The following is a 16,261-nucleotide window of genomic DNA, read 5'->3' as shown; positions in this document are numbered from 1 at the left end:
CATACCGGCGGGCTTTTTTGTGCCTGTTCTTCCGCTGCTCACGCCTGCGCGGGGCACAGCGACTTTTGGTCGCGCCTGTTTTTGCGCAACTCGATCATCTGTCACTTACGTCACACAAGGCTCGAGTTTAGACTGCGCCGTTGCCGTGGAACTGACATATCCATCCACTTTTGCTGGATGTGGGCACAGGGGGTTCGGGCACTTTCCGTTCGTCGTTTGCCCAGAGGCTCGCATGACTGCTTCAGCTCATTGTGTGGAAGTTCTGATCGCCGAAGCCGACCCCTGGACGTCCAATCTGCTGCAGCAGCTGGTGCTCGATGTGCGTGGCGATGCCCGTGTGTTGCAGGTCAGTGATGGCCAGGCGGCACTGGCTCGTTGCAAGCGCCACCTGCCCGACCTGGTGATCGCCGACGGCGAGTTGCCTGGGCTCGACGGCTTGGAGCTACTGCGCCAGTTGCGTCGTCATCCGCGTACGCCGGCACTGCCGTTCGTGCTTATCAGCGGTCGCCTCGATGCCAGCAGCGTGCGCGCCGCGCGGCCGCTGGCGCCCAGCGCCTATCTGGCCAAACCCTTCAATGCCGAGAGTCTGCGGCAGCGCCTGCGTACCCTGTTGCCAGCGCCTGCGGGTGCCGTGACGGCGCGGCCGGCGTTGCTGGTCAGCGAGCTGCGCGACTTTCTCGATACGATTCGTGAAGAAGGGCAGGGTGCACCTTTGCTCAGCGATGTGCGTAATGCCGTGAGTCAGGGCTTGCAGGCCGGCGAGCAGGACCTCGGTGAACTGGAGGCGGTGTTCGGGAGTGACCCGCAGATCACAGCACTACTGATCGCTGCCGCCAGCAGCGCCGCCCAGCATCAGGGCGTGCCCTGTCAGACGCTGGCGCAGGCGCTGCATCGCCTGGGCGTGGCACGCACGCTGAACCTGGTGCTGGGGCTGGCCCTGCAGCGCAACGCCCAGCTGCGCGATCCGCGCCTGGCCGAATTGGCCGCTCATGCCTGGCAGCAGGCACGGCGCAGTGCCGACCTGGCGCGCTGGCTGGCGCTCGAGCTTAGGCTCGATGCCGAGCTGTGCTACACCGCTGCTTTGCTGCACAACCTGGGCGAGCTGGCCTTGCTGCGCAGTCTGCAGGACTGGCTGGAGGCCGGCGGTGAGTTGAGCAACGCGCAGATCGACCAGGCCATGCAGCGCCGCGCGGCGAGCTTCGGCTCGGCTCTGCGTATTCGCTGGCGTCTGCCATTCGGCCTGCGCGAGCTGATCGCGGCGTTCTATGGTCTGGGCAGCGGTGTGTTCTCGCGCGAGGCGCTGGTGCTCAACCTCAGCGGCCTGCTCCTGGCGCTGCCGGCCGGCGAGCAGCCGACGAGCCTGGCTGAGGCGCGCTGCGTGCGTCTGTTGCGGCTCGATCTGGCGCTGCTCGAGCGTCTGCCAGCGGCGCTCTATCAGGCTTGCTGAGTACCGTGGCGGCGGGCGTCGTCGGCGAGCTGGCGCAGGGGCTGCGGATGACCGACGAAATAGCCCTGGGCGTAGTCGATGCCCAGGCGGCGCAGGCAGTCCAGGCTGGCCTGGGTTTCGACGAACTCGGCGACTGTGACCAGACCGAGCTGCGCCGCGATCTGGCGCATCGAGCCGACCATGGCCTGGTTGATCGGGTCGTGCTCGATGCCGCTGATGAAGCTGCCGTCGATCTTCAGGATATCCAGCGGCAGGTGACGCAAGTAGGCGTAGGAGGCAAAGCCGCTGCCGAAATCGTCCAGCGCGACCTTGAGGCCTTTGCCGCGCAATTTCTCGATCCACTGTGCCGATACGCCCAGCTCGCCCAGAGCGACCATTTCCGTGACCTCGATGCACATCTTGCCGGGCGACAGGCCATGACGGGCCAGTTCCTGCTCCAGCAACTGGTGAAAGTCGCAATCGAGCAGTGAGCTGGCACTTAGGTTGACGTTGACCTGGCCCAGCTGCGCCAGATGGTGCGGATTGGCAGCCAGCCAGGCGCACAGGTGCTGGATCACCCAGCGGTCGATGGCGCCGAGAAAGTCGTAGCGCGCCGCCGCGTCGAGAAACTGCGCCGGGCTGATCCATTCGCCACTGTGTGGGTCACGGTAACGCAGCAGCACTTCGTAATGCAGGCCGGCCACGGTGCTCTGCAGCGCCTGTACCGGTTGGAAGAACAGCTCGAAATGACCGCGCTCGGTGGCCTCGCGCAGGCGGGTGATCCACTGCAGCTGGCGCTGATGTTCGAGCAGCGCGCCATCGGCCGGGTTGAACTGCTGCACGCGGTTGCGTCCTTGATGCTTGGCCAGCTGGCTGGCGCTGCTGGCCCAGTTCAGCGCGGTTTCCCAGTCGCGTACACCAGAGCTCAAGGCCAGCATGCCAATGCTGACGTGCAGGCGAAATGGCCGTCCCTGCCAGGTGAAGACGAACTGTTCGACAGCTCGCCGTAGCTGTTCGGCCTGGTCCAGTGCGGCGCCGTCATCGACCTCGCGCAATAACACGGCGAACTCGTCTCCGCCGACGCGCGCCAGCTCGGCATGGCGCGGCAGCTGGTGCTGCAGCTGGCCGGCCAGCTGGCGTAGCAATTGATCGCCCGCCGAGTGACCGAACAGGTCGTTGACCTGCTTGAAGCGATCCAGCCCCAGCAGCAAGAGATGGCTGAAGCGCCGTTTGGCAGTGCCGCCAAGGGTTTCCGCCAGCAGCCGCTCCAGCTCGCGGCGGTTGAGCAGGCCGGTCAGGGCGTCGTGGGCCGCCAGTTGTTGCAGGCGCTCTTCCAGAGCGCGACGTTCGCTGAGATCGACCACGATGCCCTCGATGCAGTCTCGCTGAACGCGCAGATGCAGTGACAGGTAGACCCATAGCGGGCGCTGCTTGAGGTCGTAGAGTTCACACTCGCAACTGACCATGCCGGCCTGCTCGTCGAGCTGGCGCAGCAGTGAACGCCACTGCGCTTCACCCAGCAGACGCTGCAGGGAGAGCTGGTCGATATCGTCCGGCAGGTTTGCAGCGCCGAGCAGACGCGCCAGGCTCGGGTTGGCCTCCAGCAGTCGGCCGTCGCGCTGACAGCGGAATATGCCCTCACCACTGTTGCGAAACAGTGCCTGATACTGTTCCAGGTTGTCGATGGCCTGCGCCTGGCTGCTCAGCAGCACGCGGCGCACGCGCTCCAGCTGCTTGTCGAGCAGGGCACCGAACAGCAGCATGCTCAACGCCGGCAGGTAGGCGTACAGCGCATAGAAACCGGTGGGCAGCGCAATCAACCCGGCGCGACTCAGCGGTACCAGCAGCATCAGCGCCAGCGCGGCACTCCAGCACAGCAGGTAACCGGGCGCATAGGGGCGGCGCTGGGCGATGCCGAGCCCCATCAGCAGCAACTGATAGAGCCCGGTGGCCAGGATCAGCAGGTTCAGCGTTTGGTAGGCATAGGGATGCTCGACCAGCAAGCTGCCCACGCTGACCAGCAGCGTAGCGGCGAACAGGGCGTCGCGCAGCAAGCGCAGGCGACCCAGTCGCAGACCGAGCGCGCTGGCGATGAATAGCGAGCTGAAGATCATCATGCCCGCGGTGGGCAGGTTGACCAGTAATTTGGGCAGATGCGGCCACTGCGGCCAGAGCAGCCCGGCCAGGTTGTACAGACTGGCGTTGTACAGCGCCACGCACAGCGAGGTGAGGCTGAAATAGGCCAGTTGCGCTTCGCGCAGGGTGCTGTACTTGACCAGATAGAACAGCGCCAGGGCTATCAGTACGCCGATCAGCAGGCCGCTCTGCAGCCAGCTGTAGGCGATCAACTGCTGGCCCTGCTGCGCACCGACCAGTTGCAGCGGCAGGTTGATCGCCGAATGGCTCTGTACGCGCAGCAGCAGGCTGTGCGGGCCATCGGTCAGGCGGGGCAGATTGAGCAGGAACTGTGGATAGGGCTCGCCACGTTCGGCGAAGGCACGCCGTGCCCCGCTGTACAGCGGGCCGAGTGACTGCTCACCGTCGAACAGCCAGACCTCCAGATCATCGAGGAAGGCTTGGCCGATGATCAGTTGCAGACGCTCGGCCGCTGGAGCCTGCAGTTGCACGGCGAGCCACCAGGCGCTGCGCGTATAGCCGATGCGCGCGCTGCCCTGAATCTGCCGACCTTCCGTCTCGATGCGCTGCAGGACTTCGCTGGCGCTCAACTGGCCGCTGGGATCTTCCAGCAGCAGGCTGTGTTCGATGCTCACGGGGCTGGCCAGGTCGGCAGCGCTGAGCTTCATTAGCGGCAGCCCGCTGCCTGCCCAGGTCGGCACGGCACCGGCCAGGCAGAGCAGCAAGATCAGTGCGCGAAGCGGTCGAAGCATCCTGGGCGCCTCATGGCTACTACGAGGGCGCCGAGGTCCGGTGGACGCTGTTGGGTCTGAGGAGCGGTCGGGCGCAGGAGGATTCTAGCTGACTACTGGCGCGATGATTGCGCTGCGGGTCTCATCCGTCAGGATCGCGTGACGAATGGGCGTGCCGCAGCGCCTCGATCATGCGGCCTGCGTAAGCTCCTCGCGGGCCTTCCGAGAGCGCGTCCAGCGATTGGCACGGGCAAAGGTGCCAAAGTCGTTGAAGCGCACGCCCATTTCGCGCATTACCCGATGGGCGAAGGGCACGGTCAGCTGGCGAATGTAGAAGGGTTCCTTGACCACGAAATGATGGATCGCGTGGCTGCTGCCGAAGTTGAAGCAGAACGCCTGCAGCGGCCACAGCCACCAGGGGTTGAGCACCTGGGTCTGCTGGATCACGTTGCCCGGCTCGACGTCGCCGTAATAGTGCATGTTGGAGCTGATGAAATGCAGGCAGAAGGTGCGCAGCACGTTGGGGCCGACCAGCACCACCACGGCGATGTTCACGACCTGCATCACCCCCAGGGTGGCGGCCGACCAGGCGATGGGGGCGCCGAGCGCGGCGCTGGCCCAGTCCAGCAGGTGGAAACCGAGGAACAGGTACCAGGTCGCCCAGTTGAGCAGCCCCAGCGGCGCGTAGACTTTCAGCGTGCGGGTGAGGATCAGCCGGCGGTGCTCGGGGTTCTTCGCCCGCAGCCAGCGGATGAACGAGCTCATCATGTTGTCGCCGACCATCAGCAGGCGCGCGATGCCCCAGGGCTCACCATTGGTGATGGCGCGCTCCTCCATGTCGGCTTCGCTGCCGGAGACCTTGTGGTGGTTCAGGTGCAGATGGCGGCGTACCCAGGGGTTGATGGTGCTCGGCCGCGCCAGCCAGACCAGCGCCAGCATCAGGTTGTGCGGCAGCGGCCGCTTGCGGAAATACATCGAGTGGATCAGGTCGTGCTCCAGCTCGTGGGTCAGCGAGGCGAAAAAGGCGTTAAGCAGCAGGCAGGCCCACCAGGCCAGATGACCGCCGATGTACAAGGCTGCCGAGCCGATCATGCCGAGCAGGGCGAAAGCCAGGATGCCGGCGCCGAGGGCGTCCTGATGCTGCAGGATCGGGTAGCGCTGGCGCAGGGCATTGCCGTGGGCCATCACCTGTTCACGGATATAAGCGGCGCGTTGCTGGTCATTAAGGCTTGCGGGAGAAGGGGACATGCCGACATCCTCTTGTTATCGGGTTGTGACTTCACTGTGCCGTGACGGTCGTCAGAGCGCCCGACCGTGCACGCCAACCTGCCTACCGGATACGCCAATCTGCATGACCGCCGAACCCACCACCCTGGCCAGCTGGACCCGCGCCCTGCGCAAGCAGCTCGATGCCCTCGGGCTCGACAGCGCTGCCCTGTGCCGCGAGGCGGGGCTCGAGCCGGCGCTGCTCGACGACCCCAACGCGCGCTGCCCGCTGTCGCTGACCACGCGCCTGTGGCAACTGGCAGTGGCCGCCAGCGGTGATCCGGCGCTGGGCCTGAAGACCTCGCAGTACGTCAGCCCGACTACCTTCCATGCCCTGGGTTATGCGCTGATCGCCAGCAGCAGCCTGCGCGAGATGTTCGAGCGCATCGTGCGTTACCACCGGGTGGTCAGCGATGCGCTGCAACTGGAGCTGCGCGAGGTCGGTGATGCATACGAGTTTCGCTTTCGCGTACCGCCAGGCAGCCCCGCGCCGGCGCCCGAAGCGCTGGACGCCTTCGCCGCGATCTACGTGCGTAGCTGTCGCAATCGCCTGAGTCGGGAGTTCTCACCGTTGCTGGTGCAGCTGCAACGCCCACGACCGGCGGACCCGGCGCCCTGGCAGGCGGTGTTTCGCGCGCCGCTGCAGTTCGATGCCGAGGAAAGCCTGCTGCGTTTCCCCCGCGCGGCGTTCGAGCAGCGCTTGGACGATGGCAACCCGGAGCTGGCCGAGCACAACGAGACGGTGTTGCGGCGCAATCTGGAGCAATTGCAGGCGGCCAGTTGCAGCGAGCGGGTGCGCAGTTGTCTGGAGGCGCAATTGCCCGATGGCGAGCCCTCCGCCGAGCGCATTGCCCAGACCCTGCATCTGAGCCTGCGCAGCCTACAGCGTCACCTGGCCGAGGAGGGCACCAGCTACGAGGCGCTGCTCGGCGAGACGCGCCACGCTCTGGCCCTGCGGCATATGCGCGACCCGCGCTGTTCGATCAGCGAGATTGCCTACCTGCTCGGCTTCAGCGACAGCAGCAGCTTCGGCCGAGCGTTCAAGCGCTGGACCGGGCAGACGCCGAGCCAGTACCGCGACGGATGCAGCGACGCATGAGCCGGTACGACCTGATCCTGGCCGGGGCTGGCCATGCCCATCTTGGTGTGTTGCGCCGCTGGGCCCTGGTGGAGCGCCCGCCCGGTCGTATCGCCTTGCTCAGTCTCGGGCCCGAGGCCTGGTACGCCGGCATGTTGCCTGGGCTGATCAGCGGCCGGTTCAGCCCGGACGATTGCCGCGTGGAGCTGCAGCCGCTGTGCCGTGCAGCCAAGGTCGATCTGATCGAGGGCGAGATCGCTGCGCTCGATGCCGATGCGCGGATCCTGCAACTCGAAGACGGACGCTGCCTGCATGGCGAATGGTTGTCGCTCAACGTCGGTGCCGGCATGGCCATCCCGCCGCAGCAGGGCGATGCCATGCAGGTGCTGGCCGCCAGGCCCATCGACAAGCTGCTCGAAGGCTGGCAGCAGTGGCAGGCCGAGCCGCGGCGCATGGCCATTCTCGGTGGCGGAGCTGGCGGCGTAGAGCTGGCCCTGGCGCTGGCCGACCAGGTGCCGGCGCTGGCGCTGTTCTGTGGCGGCACCTTGCTCGATGGCCTTTCACCGGGGCTGCGCCTGCGCGCGCTGGGCCATCTGCGTCAGCGCGGCGTACAGGTGCGCGAACATTGTCCGATCGGGCGGATCGAGGATGACTGGCTGCTCAGCGGCGACGAGCCGGTATGGCGTGGGCGGCGCCTGCTGCTGGCCAGTGGTGCGCGACCCTGGCCGTGGCTGACAGCCAGCCAGCTGGCCAGCGATGCCGGCGGATTCATCGCCATTCGTCCGACCCTGCAGAGCGAATCCCATGCGCAGATCTTCGCCGTCGGCGACAGCGCCAGCCTCGACGGCATGCGCCGTAGTGGGCGTTTCGCAGTGCGTCAGGCGCCGGTACTCGGTGCCAACCTTCAGGCGGCGCTACAGGGCCGCCCGCTGCGTCAGTACCGTGCGCAATGGCAGAGCCTGGCGCTGCTTGCCACCGGTGATGGTGGAGCGTTGCTGGGCTGGCATGACTGGAGCGCTGGCGGGCAGTTGTACGGGCATTGCAAGGACTGGCTGGACCGACGCTTCGTCAAGCGCCACCGCATGGTGGGTTAACCATCGGAAACCCAGGCCGGGGCGCTTACGCCGGAAGCGTTTTCCTCCCGCCGCTAATGCCCGGCGGCGAGGCGTCGATACAGTGGCTGGGTGCACCCACCGAAGGCGGCGCTGGAAGCCTGTTCGATCAGTCTGCCAATGGGCGGACCGTCTAAATTCATGACGGCGTACTACCAAAGTTTTATGGTGCAGGTGCTTCCAGGCTGTTCGAATCCGGGTCATGGTGCCCGGTCGTATGCTTATTTTCGTCGGGCCTGTCGAACACGTAGCCGCTGCCCAGGTTGCGTGGGATATTCAAGGAGAGAACCCGCCGTGACCCCGTCCGCCTACAGCGCCTCGCGCACCAGAACAAGAACTCTGAGGTCGGTCATGCAAGCTGCCTTTATCCGTTCACCCGTTGCCTGCCTTCTCCACGCCCTGGGGCTGGCCGCGCTGATGCTGGTCTACCAGCAGGTGCAGCTGCCGGCCTATGTCAGCGTGCCGTCCCTCCTGTTGCTGGCGCTCTGGCCCTGGCTCGGCCCCTGGCAGCGTCGTGACGATGCCGCGCCCGTCGTTCGACCCGCTGCCGCGACGGACTTCGTCGAACTCAGCCGCGGCCTGTCGCGACATACCTGCCACAACGCGCTGTCTGCGGCCAGGGTCGCCCACGCGGTCAAGCATCTGGCCGAGCGTCTGCAGTCGCAACTGGCCGCGGTGCAGCAAGTCAGCCAGGCGGCCGAGGCCATCACCCACACCGAGCAGGACAGCGCTGGCCGTGCCGAACACACCCTGGCGGCCGCGCAGCATGTGCGTGAAGCCAGTGCCAGCGGCCAGGCCGAGCTCAGCCAGGCCATCGCGCGCATGCAGCAGCTCAGCGCGCAAACCCTGGCCAGCCGCGAGCTGATCGATGGGCTGGGTAGTCGTACCGAACAGATCGAGCAGGTCACCCAGGTGATCCAGTCCATCGCCAGCCAGACCAACCTGCTGGCGCTCAACGCCGCCATCGAAGCCGCACGCGCCGGCGAGATGGGCCGGGGATTTGCCGTAGTCGCCGACGAGGTGCGCAACCTCGCCGCGCGCACCGCCAGTGCCACCGAGGAAGTCAGCCAGATGATCGCCGACATCCGCCAGCAGAGCACGGCGGTGGTCGCCCACATTCAGCGTCAGAGCGTCGAGCTGGAGCAGGCCGCGCAGCAGATCGAGACCGCCGGCAGCCGCCTGCATGGCATTGCCGATCAGGCCGAGGAGGTCGAACAGCAGGTGGCGCAGATCAGCGCCGGCACTGCCGACAACCATCAGCGCCTGGCCAGCCTGTCGGCGGCTGCGCTGCAGCTACAGGAGGATGTGCAGGGCAGCGAAGGGCAGACGCGGCAGCTCGCCGCTGCCGCCGATCACCTGGTCGGCCAGGCCGAGACGGTCAGCGAACAGCTCGCCGAAGTGGGCCTGGACGACTATCACCAGCGCGCCTATGACCTCGCCCGCGAGGGTGCGGCAGCCATCGCCGCACAGTTCGAACAGGATCTGCAGGGTGGCCGCATCAGCCTCGACGACCTGTTCGATCGCCACTACCAGCCGATACCCGGCACCCAGCCGCAGAAATATCGCACGCGTTTCGACCAGTACGCCGATCAGGTGCTGCCGGCGCTGCAGGAGCCCTTGCTCAAGCGCCACGAAGGGCTGGTGTTCGCCATCTCCACCACCCCGGAAGGCTACGTGCCGACCCATAACGCCGCATTCAACCACCCGCCCAGCGGTGACCCGGCGGTGGATGCTGCCAAGAGCCGCGGCAAGCGCCTGTTCAACGACCGCACCGGCATCCGTTGCGGCAGCCACAAGCAGGCGTTGCTGCTGCAGACCTACATGCGCGATACCGGCGAGCTGATGCACGACCTGTCGGTACCGATCATGGTGCAGGGCAAGCATTGGGGCGGTTTGCGTCTGGGTTATCGGCCGGAGCCCTGAGATGCGCTGCCATCGGCAGCTGCCTGGACAGCGGTGCGCATGGCCTGAGCCATGGCTGGGCGTGGGCGGGGATTGTTTAGCCAACGCATAACCAAGCGTATGAAAATCCCGATTTAACGCACGTCAGACCCTGTGCGACGCTGCCAAGCCATGAACTCCCCGGCCTGCCAAGTCCCTGTTCCGCTCTACCGCGCCCCGGCGCGGCGCCGCCTGCTCGAGCGGCTCAACCCGCTGCTGACCATCATCCTCGCCTTCTGGGCGCTGTGGCATTGCCGCCACGCGCGCCCGCCGGACATCGCCCCCATCCGCTGACTCCGATGGCTGCGCCATGTCCGCAGCCGCTGATGCCCATTTGTCTGCCTGTGCAACCTGTTCGAGAATCGAACGGGCCGTGCGGACACCGAGCGCCCGACTGGCGCAAGCGAGTGCGATATGACGACTTTCGCTGCTGTGCAGGAGGCCCAGGATTTCCTGGCCAGCCACCCCGATATCGAATTGATCGAGTTGTTCATCCTCGACGCCAATGGCGTGCCGCGCGGCAAGCTGCTGCACCGCGAGGAGCTACTGGCGCTGTACCAGAGCGGCCGGCCCTTGCCGAGCACCATGCTCGGCCTGTCCATCCAGGGTGAGGACGTCGAGGATTCCGGCCTGGTCTGGGAGGTGGGCGATATCGACTGCCGCGCCTATCCGCTGCCCGGCAGCCTGGTGCGCCTGCCCTGGCGGCAGATCCCCACCGCCGCGGTGCAGGTATCGATGCACCCCAGCGAAGGCCTGCCGGCCACGCCGGCCGATCCGCGTCAGTTGCTGGTGCGGGTGATCGAGCAGCTGGAGGCCGACGGCTACCACCCGGTGATGGCCTGCGAGCTGGAGTTCTATCTGCTCGATCAGAAACGCGATGCCCAGGGTCGCCCGCAGCCGGCGCTGGACGCCGACGGCGGTCGCCCGCGGCAGACCCAGGTCTACGGCCTGCGCGAGCTGGAACAGATCGAGCCGTTTCTGCGCGATCTCTACGCCGCCTGCAAGGCCCAGGGCATCCCGGCGCGCACGGCGATTTCCGAGTATGCCCCCGGCCAAGTCGAGATCACCCTGGAACACGGCCCGGCGCTGGCAGCCATGGACCAGGCGGTGCGCTACAAGCGCCTGGTCAAGGGTGTGGCGCATGCCCACGGTATGCAGGCCTGTTTCATGGCCAAGCCGTTCGCCGAGATCGCCGGCACCGGCATGCATATGCACGTGAGCCTGGCCGACGGGCAGGGCAACAACCTGTTTGCCAGCGAGGATCCTGCCGGCACGCCGCTGCTGCGCCAGGCTGTGGGCGGCATGCTCGCCGGCCTGCTCGACTCGCTGCTGCTGTTCTGCCCCAACGCCAACTCCTACCGGCGCTTTCAGGCCAACAGCTACGCGCCGCTGGCGCCGACCTGGGGTGTGGACAACCGCACCGTCAGCCTGCGCGTGCCGGGCGGCCCGGCACCGACCCGGCATGTCGAGCACCGTATCTGCGGCGCCGACGCCAACCCCTATCTGGCCGCGGCGGCGATCCTCGCCGGGATACACCGCGGCATCCGCGAACATCTCGATCCCGGTGCGCCGATCGAGGGCAACGGCTATGCCCAGGCCACGGAACATCTGCCTACCCAGTGGTCGGCAGCGATCCAGGCGCTGGAGCATTCCGATTGGGCGCGAGAGGCTTTCGGCGACGATTTCCTAAAGGTGTTTCTCGCGGTCAAGCGTGCCGAGTATCGCCAGTTCATGGGCGAAGTCGGCGAGCAGGACTGGCGCTGGTATCTGAGCAACGCCTGACTGAACAGCCTCGCGGCTAAAGCCGCTCCTACGGGTTGTGCATGGTAGGAGCGGCTTCAGCCGCGATCCCGGATTCATCGGTGCGAACGCACCCAAGGACATGCAATGAACATGATCGAACAACCCGTCAAACCCGCCGCCGAACGCGCGCCGTCCTACTACTCGGCCTCGCTCAACTTCGAGACCGACTACCCGACGCTGCAGGGTAGCGTGACGGTGGACGTGGCCATCATCGGCGGTGGTTTCACCGGCATCGCCACGGCGGTGGAACTGGCCGAGCGCGGCCTGAAAGTGGCCGTGGTGGAAACCAACAAGGTCGGCTGGGGCGCCAGCGGGCGCAACGGCGGCCAGGTCACCGGCAGCCTGTCCGGTGACGAAGCCATGCGCAAGCAGATGCGCAACAGCCTGGGCGAGGAGGTGGACGACTTCATCTGGCACCTGCGCTGGCGTGGTCACGAGATCATCAAGAGCCGCGTGGCCAGGTACGGCATCGACTGCGACCTTAAGCACGGCCATCTGCACGCGGCGATGAAGCCCAGCCATATGGACGAGCTCAAGGCTGCCTACGATGAAGCGCTGCGCCGCGGCATGGGGGACGAGGTGACGCTGCTCGACGCCGCCGGCGTGCGTGCGCAACTGGGCAGCGAGCTGTACTGCGGGGCGATCAGGAACAGCCGCAACATGCACCTGCATCCGCTCAACCTGTGCATCGGCGAGGCCAGGGCAGCCGAGAGCCTGGGCGCGCTGATCTTCGAACATTCCGAGGTGCTGGAGATCGTCCATGGCCCGCGCCCGGCGGTGGTCACCCGCGGCGGGCGGATCGAGGCCAAGCAGGTGCTGCTGGCCGGCGACGTCTACCACAAGCTGGAGCGGCGCAAGCTCAAGGGTCTGATCTTTCCGGCCATGGGCGGCATCGTCACCACCGCACCGCTGGGCGAGCTGGCGAAAGAGATCAACCCGCAGGACCTGGCGGTGTACGACTGCCGCTTCGTGCTCGACTACTACCGCCTGACCGCCGACGGTCGCCTGCTGTTTGGCGGCGGCTGCAACTACTCCGGGCGTGATTCGCGCGATATCGCCGGTGAACTGCGGCCGTGCATCGAGCGCACCTTCCCGCAGCTCAAGGGCGTGCAGATCGACTTCCAGTGGAGCTGCGCCATGGGCATCGTGATGAACCGCATCCCGCAGCTGGGCAAGCTGTCGAGCAACGTCTGGTACTGCCAGGGCTACTCCGGCCACGGCATTGCCACTACCCACATCATGGGCGAGATCATGGCCAAGGCCATCACCGGCGACCTGGAGCAGTACGACACCTTCGCCGCCTGTAAGCACATCAAGGTGCCGCTGGGCGATCAGCTCGGCAATCCGATGCTGGCAGCCGGCATGTGGTACTACCAGATGCTCGAGAAGCTGCGCTGAAAGCCCAGCCTTCGCCCGGATGACGGGGGCTGCCTTGGTTCGCCGATAGCCTTTTCGTATGATGGACGCACACCGTATTTGGGATGCCCTGGCGTGAGTTCGTCATCTAGAAATGCTTCATCGAGCCCGAGCGTAGCTGCTGGAAAATGGGATGCGGGCGAAGCGGTAAGCCAGCTCTCCTGGGACGATCTGCGCATCATCAAGACGCTGAGCGAGTGCGGCAATCGCGCCGCCACGGCGAAGAAGCTCGGCATCAATGTCTCGACCGTGTCGCGCCGCCTGGCGCAGGTCGAGAAGACGCTCGGTGTCGCGATGTTCGACCATCGTCGCTCCGGCTACATGCTCACTGCCGAGGGCGAGGAACTGCGCGCCCTCGGCGAGCGGGTCGAACTGGATATCGTCAGCGTCACGCGGCGCGTGTCGCGAGCGGGGCAGGGGCCGCAGGGCAAGCTGCGCATCACCACCAGTGACTCGTTGCTGCTGCACTTTCTCACGCCGATCATCGCCGACTTCAAGGTCGTCAACGAAGGCATCGCCGTCGAGGTGCTGGTGGGCAACCAGACCCTGAGCCTGGCCCGGGACGAATCGGATATCGCCGTGCGCGCTACGAGAAAACCGGGGGAAAGCCTGGTCGGGCGCAAGCTTGCGACCATCGCCTGGGCGTCGTATGGACGCGCTGGGCATGCGTCGAGTGCTGACCCCTTCGATGGCCAGGCCTGGGTGTCATACTCCGGCGCCTTGTCCGGCCTCAGGGCGGCGAGCTATCTGGAATGTCGGGTAGCGGCCGAATGCATTTCCTACCGTACCGATTCGGTCGCGGCGGCGAGCGCGGCCATCGCCGCGGGGCTTGGCTTCGGCTTTCTACCCTGCATGCTGGGCGATATCACGCCCGGGCTGGTGCGCGTCGGGCCGGTGGTGCCCGAGCTCCATGACGAGCTATGGCTGCTTACCCACCAGGACATTCGCAAGTCGTGGCGGGTCAAGGCGTTCATGGCGTTCTGCGCCGCTGCCGTGGCCGAGCAGAAGGCGCTGATCGAAGGGCAGCGGGCTCTCCCGGTTGCGTTGGACGAAACCGGGAACGCGACTTAGTCGGCGCGTGCACCGATCACCGCCCGGCAGGCGATCTCGATCAGTTGCGGCCGCTGGGCCAGCCTGGATACGCCGATGATGTTGCTGGCGCATTGTGGCCGCTCGGTGCCATAGGCCGCCTTGCGCACTTTGCCAACCACGGCGAATGCCGCATCCATGTCGAGGACGAACAGCGTCTCTTCGACGACGTCTGCGAGCGTCGCGCCATAGAGCGCCAGCAGCTTGGCGATGTTGTCGTAGGCGCTGCGCATCTGGTCGCCCATCGCGGAGAAATCGCTCGGCCGGCCTTCGTTGTCCAGCGGCGCCGGTGCGACCAGATTGCCCTTTTCATCGTGATTGAACTGGCCGGATACGAAGATTTCGTCGCCCACCTTTCTGGCCTGCGGATAGCCGTAAGCGTCTTCCCATGGAACGCCCCAATAGGCGGTGTTTTCGTTGTACGGACGTGAAGCTGCCATTGCCTTCTCCATGCATGTAAGGACCGCGTATTTCGCGGCTTCCCGAGTGGTCGGGAGGAAAATCCTAGCACCGGCCATGAACTGTGGAAGGTGCATTTTTGCGCTCATGGAGGCGCAAAAATGCACGAACAAAGCGCCTGTCGATCCGCTAACTTGAGTCCCTGTTCCGGTCGTGACCAGCGAGTCCACGCCGCCGCCGGGGCAAAGACGAGCACCGGGATGGGTGCCCAACAATAATCAGTTCAGCAGACAGGTAACCGCCATGAGCAATCCGAAAACCGAAGTTCTCACTCCCTTCAACAGCCAGCTGATCTTCATCGACCAGCAGCCGCAAATGGCCTTCGGTGTGCAGAGCATCGACCGCCAGACCCTGAAGAACAACACCGTTGGCCTGGCCAAGGCGGCGAAGATCTTCAACGTGCCGACCATCATCACCACGGTCGAGACCGAGAGCTTCTCCGGCCACACCTACCCCGAGCTGCTCGCCGTGTTCCCCGATGCGCCGCTGCTGGAGCGCACCTCGATGAACTCCTGGGACGACCAGAAAGTGCGGGACGCGCTGAAGAAGAACGGTCGCAACAAGATCATCGTCTCCGGCCTGTGGACCGAGGTGTGCAACACCACCTTCGCCCTGTCCGCCATGCACGATGCCGGTTACGAGATCTACATGGTCGCCGACGCCTCCGGCGGCACCACCCAGGCGGCCCATGACTACGCCATGCAGCGCATGATCCAGGCCGGCGTGGTACCGGTGACCTGGCAGCAGGTGTTGCTGGAATGGCAGCGTGACTGGAAGAACCGCGACACCTACGACGCCGTCATGAACCTGGTCAAGGAGCACTCCGGTGCCTACGGCATGGGCGTCGACTACGCCTACACCATGGTCCACAAGGCGCCCGAGCGCGTGCAGCACGGCCCGACTCTGGCGCCGGTGGCCGCTCCTATCTGAGCCGATGCCAGCCTTCGCGCGGCGGAGGCTGGTCCCAACTCGCATCAGATGCGGAGACAGACAATGAAGCAGACGCAAGCGGACACCGTCACCCTGGTGGTGCGCCATCAGGTGCAGCAGCAACACGAGCAACGTTACGAAACCTGGCTGCGCCAGATCATCGACATCGCCGGCGGTTGCGCTGGTCACCTGGGCGTCGACGTCGCGCGTGAGCGCCAGGGTGGTCTGGTGCATTTCACCTGCGTGCTGCGTTTTGACCAGCTGTCGCACATGCAGGGCTGGCTCGACTCCGAAGTGCGCAAGCAACTGGTCGTCGAGGTTCAGCCGCTGTTGCGCGCAGGTGACGACACCGAAGTGTTGCTGGGCAAGGATTTCTGGTTCGTGCCTCGGGATGCCGTGCAGCCACCGCCGCGCTGGAAGCAGGCGATTGTCACCTTTCTGGTGATCATGCCGCTGAGCCTTCTGGTGCCGGCGCTGTGGCAGCCAGTATTCACTATGCTTCCATGGCTCGCAGGCCATCTGCTGAGCAAAGTGTTGATCACCCTGAGCATCGTTCTGCTCGTGGTGTACCTGTTCATGCCCATGGCCACGCGCGCATTTGCCGCCTGGCTGATGCCTCACGGCCAGGAGAAGCGCTCATGAGCCGCAATCCGCACGATGAAAGCCGCCGCCGCGTCCTTGCTGCCGGCGGAGTATTGGGCGCCGCCGGGGCCATCTGGTCCGCCCTGCCTTTCGCCACCTTCGCCAATGACTCTTCAACCAGTTCCCCGGGAGGCTCCATGAGCGCCGATCTCATCCTGTTCAATGGCCGTCTGCATACGGTCGATCCTGAAAAGCCCAATGCCAGCGCGGTTGCCATCAAGGATGGCCGCTT

13 protein-coding genes and 1 pseudogene are annotated in these 16,261 nt (G+C 65.7%); 11 read left to right on the top strand and 3 right to left on the bottom strand.

Going from position 1 to position 16,261, the window contains the following annotated elements; translation table 11 throughout:
- Positions 1–232: 232 nt before the first annotated feature.
- On the top strand, positions 233–1,447 hold the full coding sequence (locus tag GYB81_RS15820) for an HDOD domain-containing protein (protein WP_161867603.1): 1,215 nt from the start codon (positions 233–235) through the stop codon (positions 1,445–1,447).
- Here GYB81_RS15820 and GYB81_RS15815 read toward each other — a convergent pair.
- Both GYB81_RS15815 and GYB81_RS15810 read right to left on the bottom strand, forming a co-directional pair.
- A complete protein-coding gene (locus tag GYB81_RS15815) occupies positions 1,435–4,314 on the bottom strand; it encodes an EAL domain-containing protein (protein ID WP_161867604.1) in 2,880 nt (959 codons plus the stop codon). The genes GYB81_RS15820 and GYB81_RS15815 overlap by 13 nt on opposite strands.
- A 168-nt stretch (positions 4,315–4,482) precedes the next feature.
- Positions 4,483–5,541, bottom strand: coding sequence for a fatty acid desaturase (locus tag GYB81_RS15810; protein ID WP_161867605.1), 1,059 nt, complete (start codon positions 5,539–5,541; stop codon positions 4,483–4,485).
- A 103-nt stretch (positions 5,542–5,644) separates the two neighbouring features.
- Here GYB81_RS15810 and GYB81_RS15805 point away from each other — a divergent pair, with 103 nt between their 5' ends.
- From GYB81_RS15805 to GYB81_RS15780, 7 genes are all read left to right on the top strand, one after another.
- Positions 5,645–6,658 carry an AraC family transcriptional regulator gene (locus GYB81_RS15805; protein ID WP_161867606.1) on the top strand — a complete coding sequence of 338 codons (1,014 nt, stop codon included), beginning with the start codon at positions 5,645–5,647 and terminating at the stop codon, positions 6,656–6,658.
- Complete coding sequence (locus tag GYB81_RS15800; RefSeq protein ID WP_161867607.1) at positions 6,655–7,731, top strand: FAD-dependent oxidoreductase; 1,077 nt, start codon at positions 6,655–6,657, stop codon at positions 7,729–7,731. Before GYB81_RS15805 ends, GYB81_RS15800 begins: the two co-directional genes overlap by 4 nt.
- A 138-nt stretch (positions 7,732–7,869) precedes the next feature.
- Entirely contained in the window at positions 7,870–9,672 is a 1,803-nt protein-coding gene (locus GYB81_RS15795; protein WP_438810713.1) for a methyl-accepting chemotaxis protein, read from the top strand.
- 132 nt (positions 9,673–9,804) lie between these two features.
- The gene (locus tag GYB81_RS24485; protein ID WP_178101914.1) at positions 9,805–9,984 is read left to right on the top strand and encodes a hypothetical protein; all 180 of its coding nucleotides are present in this window, start codon (positions 9,805–9,807) and stop codon (positions 9,982–9,984) included.
- A gap of 120 nt (positions 9,985–10,104) precedes the next feature.
- Entirely contained in the window at positions 10,105–11,472 is a 1,368-nt protein-coding gene (locus GYB81_RS15790; RefSeq protein ID WP_161867608.1) for a glutamine synthetase family protein, read from the top strand.
- Positions 11,473–11,583: 111 nt separating this feature from the next.
- Positions 11,584–12,891 carry an NAD(P)/FAD-dependent oxidoreductase gene (locus GYB81_RS15785; RefSeq protein ID WP_178101918.1) on the top strand — a complete coding sequence of 436 codons (1,308 nt, stop codon included), beginning with the start codon at positions 11,584–11,586 and terminating at the stop codon, positions 12,889–12,891.
- A 93-nt stretch (positions 12,892–12,984) separates the two neighbouring features.
- Positions 12,985–13,980 carry a LysR family transcriptional regulator gene (locus GYB81_RS15780; protein ID WP_161867610.1) on the top strand — a complete coding sequence of 332 codons (996 nt, stop codon included), beginning with the start codon at positions 12,985–12,987 and terminating at the stop codon, positions 13,978–13,980.
- On the opposite strand, the gene GYB81_RS15775 is transcribed toward GYB81_RS15780, so the two are convergent.
- Positions 13,977–14,438 carry a Rid family hydrolase gene (locus GYB81_RS15775; RefSeq protein WP_161867611.1) on the bottom strand — a complete coding sequence of 154 codons (462 nt, stop codon included), beginning with the start codon at positions 14,436–14,438 and terminating at the stop codon, positions 13,977–13,979. The genes GYB81_RS15780 and GYB81_RS15775 overlap by 4 nt on opposite strands.
- A 262-nt stretch (positions 14,439–14,700) precedes the next feature.
- Between GYB81_RS15775 and GYB81_RS15770 the strand changes: the two genes are divergently transcribed.
- From GYB81_RS15770 to GYB81_RS15760, 3 genes and pseudogenes are all read left to right on the top strand, one after another.
- On the top strand, positions 14,701–15,387 hold the full coding sequence (locus GYB81_RS15770; protein ID WP_115290453.1) for a hydrolase: 687 nt from the start codon (positions 14,701–14,703) through the stop codon (positions 15,385–15,387).
- A gap of 63 nt (positions 15,388–15,450) precedes the next feature.
- Positions 15,451–16,029 (top strand): putative antibiotic biosynthesis monooxygenase, encoded by a 579-nt coding sequence (locus GYB81_RS15765; protein ID WP_161867612.1) that lies wholly within the window; start codon positions 15,451–15,453, stop codon positions 16,027–16,029.
- Positions 16,026–16,261, top strand: a pseudogene (locus tag GYB81_RS15760) (amidohydrolase); the annotation flags it as partial. The gene GYB81_RS15765 and the pseudogene GYB81_RS15760, both read left to right, overlap by 4 nt.

This window comes from Pseudomonas yangonensis, from assembly GCF_009932725.1.
GTDB lineage: Bacteria > Pseudomonadota > Gammaproteobacteria > Pseudomonadales > Pseudomonadaceae > Aquipseudomonas > Aquipseudomonas yangonensis.
The sequence above is the reverse complement of the archived record's forward strand: the minus strand, read 5'-3'. Positions and strand labels throughout refer to the sequence as shown.

Bases quoted from the DNA above. Each gene is read 5' to 3' on its own strand.
- GYB81_RS15810 (WP_161867605.1), bottom strand. From the start codon at position 5,541: ATGTCCCCTTCTCCCGCAAGCCTTAATGACCAGCAACGCGCCGCTTAT.
- GYB81_RS15800 (WP_161867607.1), top strand. From the start codon at position 6,655: ATGAGCCGGTACGACCTGATCCTGGCCGGGGCTGGCCATGCCCATCTT.
- GYB81_RS15785 (WP_178101918.1), top strand. From the start codon at position 11,584: ATGATCGAACAACCCGTCAAACCCGCCGCCGAACGCGCGCCGTCCTAC.
- GYB81_RS15805 (WP_161867606.1), top strand. From the start codon at position 5,645: ATGACCGCCGAACCCACCACCCTGGCCAGCTGGACCCGCGCCCTGCGC.
- GYB81_RS15770 (WP_115290453.1), top strand. From the start codon at position 14,701: ATGAGCAATCCGAAAACCGAAGTTCTCACTCCCTTCAACAGCCAGCTG.
- GYB81_RS15795 (WP_438810713.1), top strand. From the start codon at position 7,870: ATGGGCGGACCGTCTAAATTCATGACGGCGTACTACCAAAGTTTTATG.
- GYB81_RS15820 (WP_161867603.1), top strand. From the start codon at position 233: ATGACTGCTTCAGCTCATTGTGTGGAAGTTCTGATCGCCGAAGCCGAC.
- GYB81_RS15815 (WP_161867604.1), bottom strand. From the start codon at position 4,314: ATGCTTCGACCGCTTCGCGCACTGATCTTGCTGCTCTGCCTGGCCGGT.
- GYB81_RS15765 (WP_161867612.1), top strand. From the start codon at position 15,451: ATGAAGCAGACGCAAGCGGACACCGTCACCCTGGTGGTGCGCCATCAG.
- GYB81_RS15790 (WP_161867608.1), top strand. From the start codon at position 10,105: ATGACGACTTTCGCTGCTGTGCAGGAGGCCCAGGATTTCCTGGCCAGC.
- GYB81_RS15775 (WP_161867611.1), bottom strand. From the start codon at position 14,438: ATGGCAGCTTCACGTCCGTACAACGAAAACACCGCCTATTGGGGCGTT.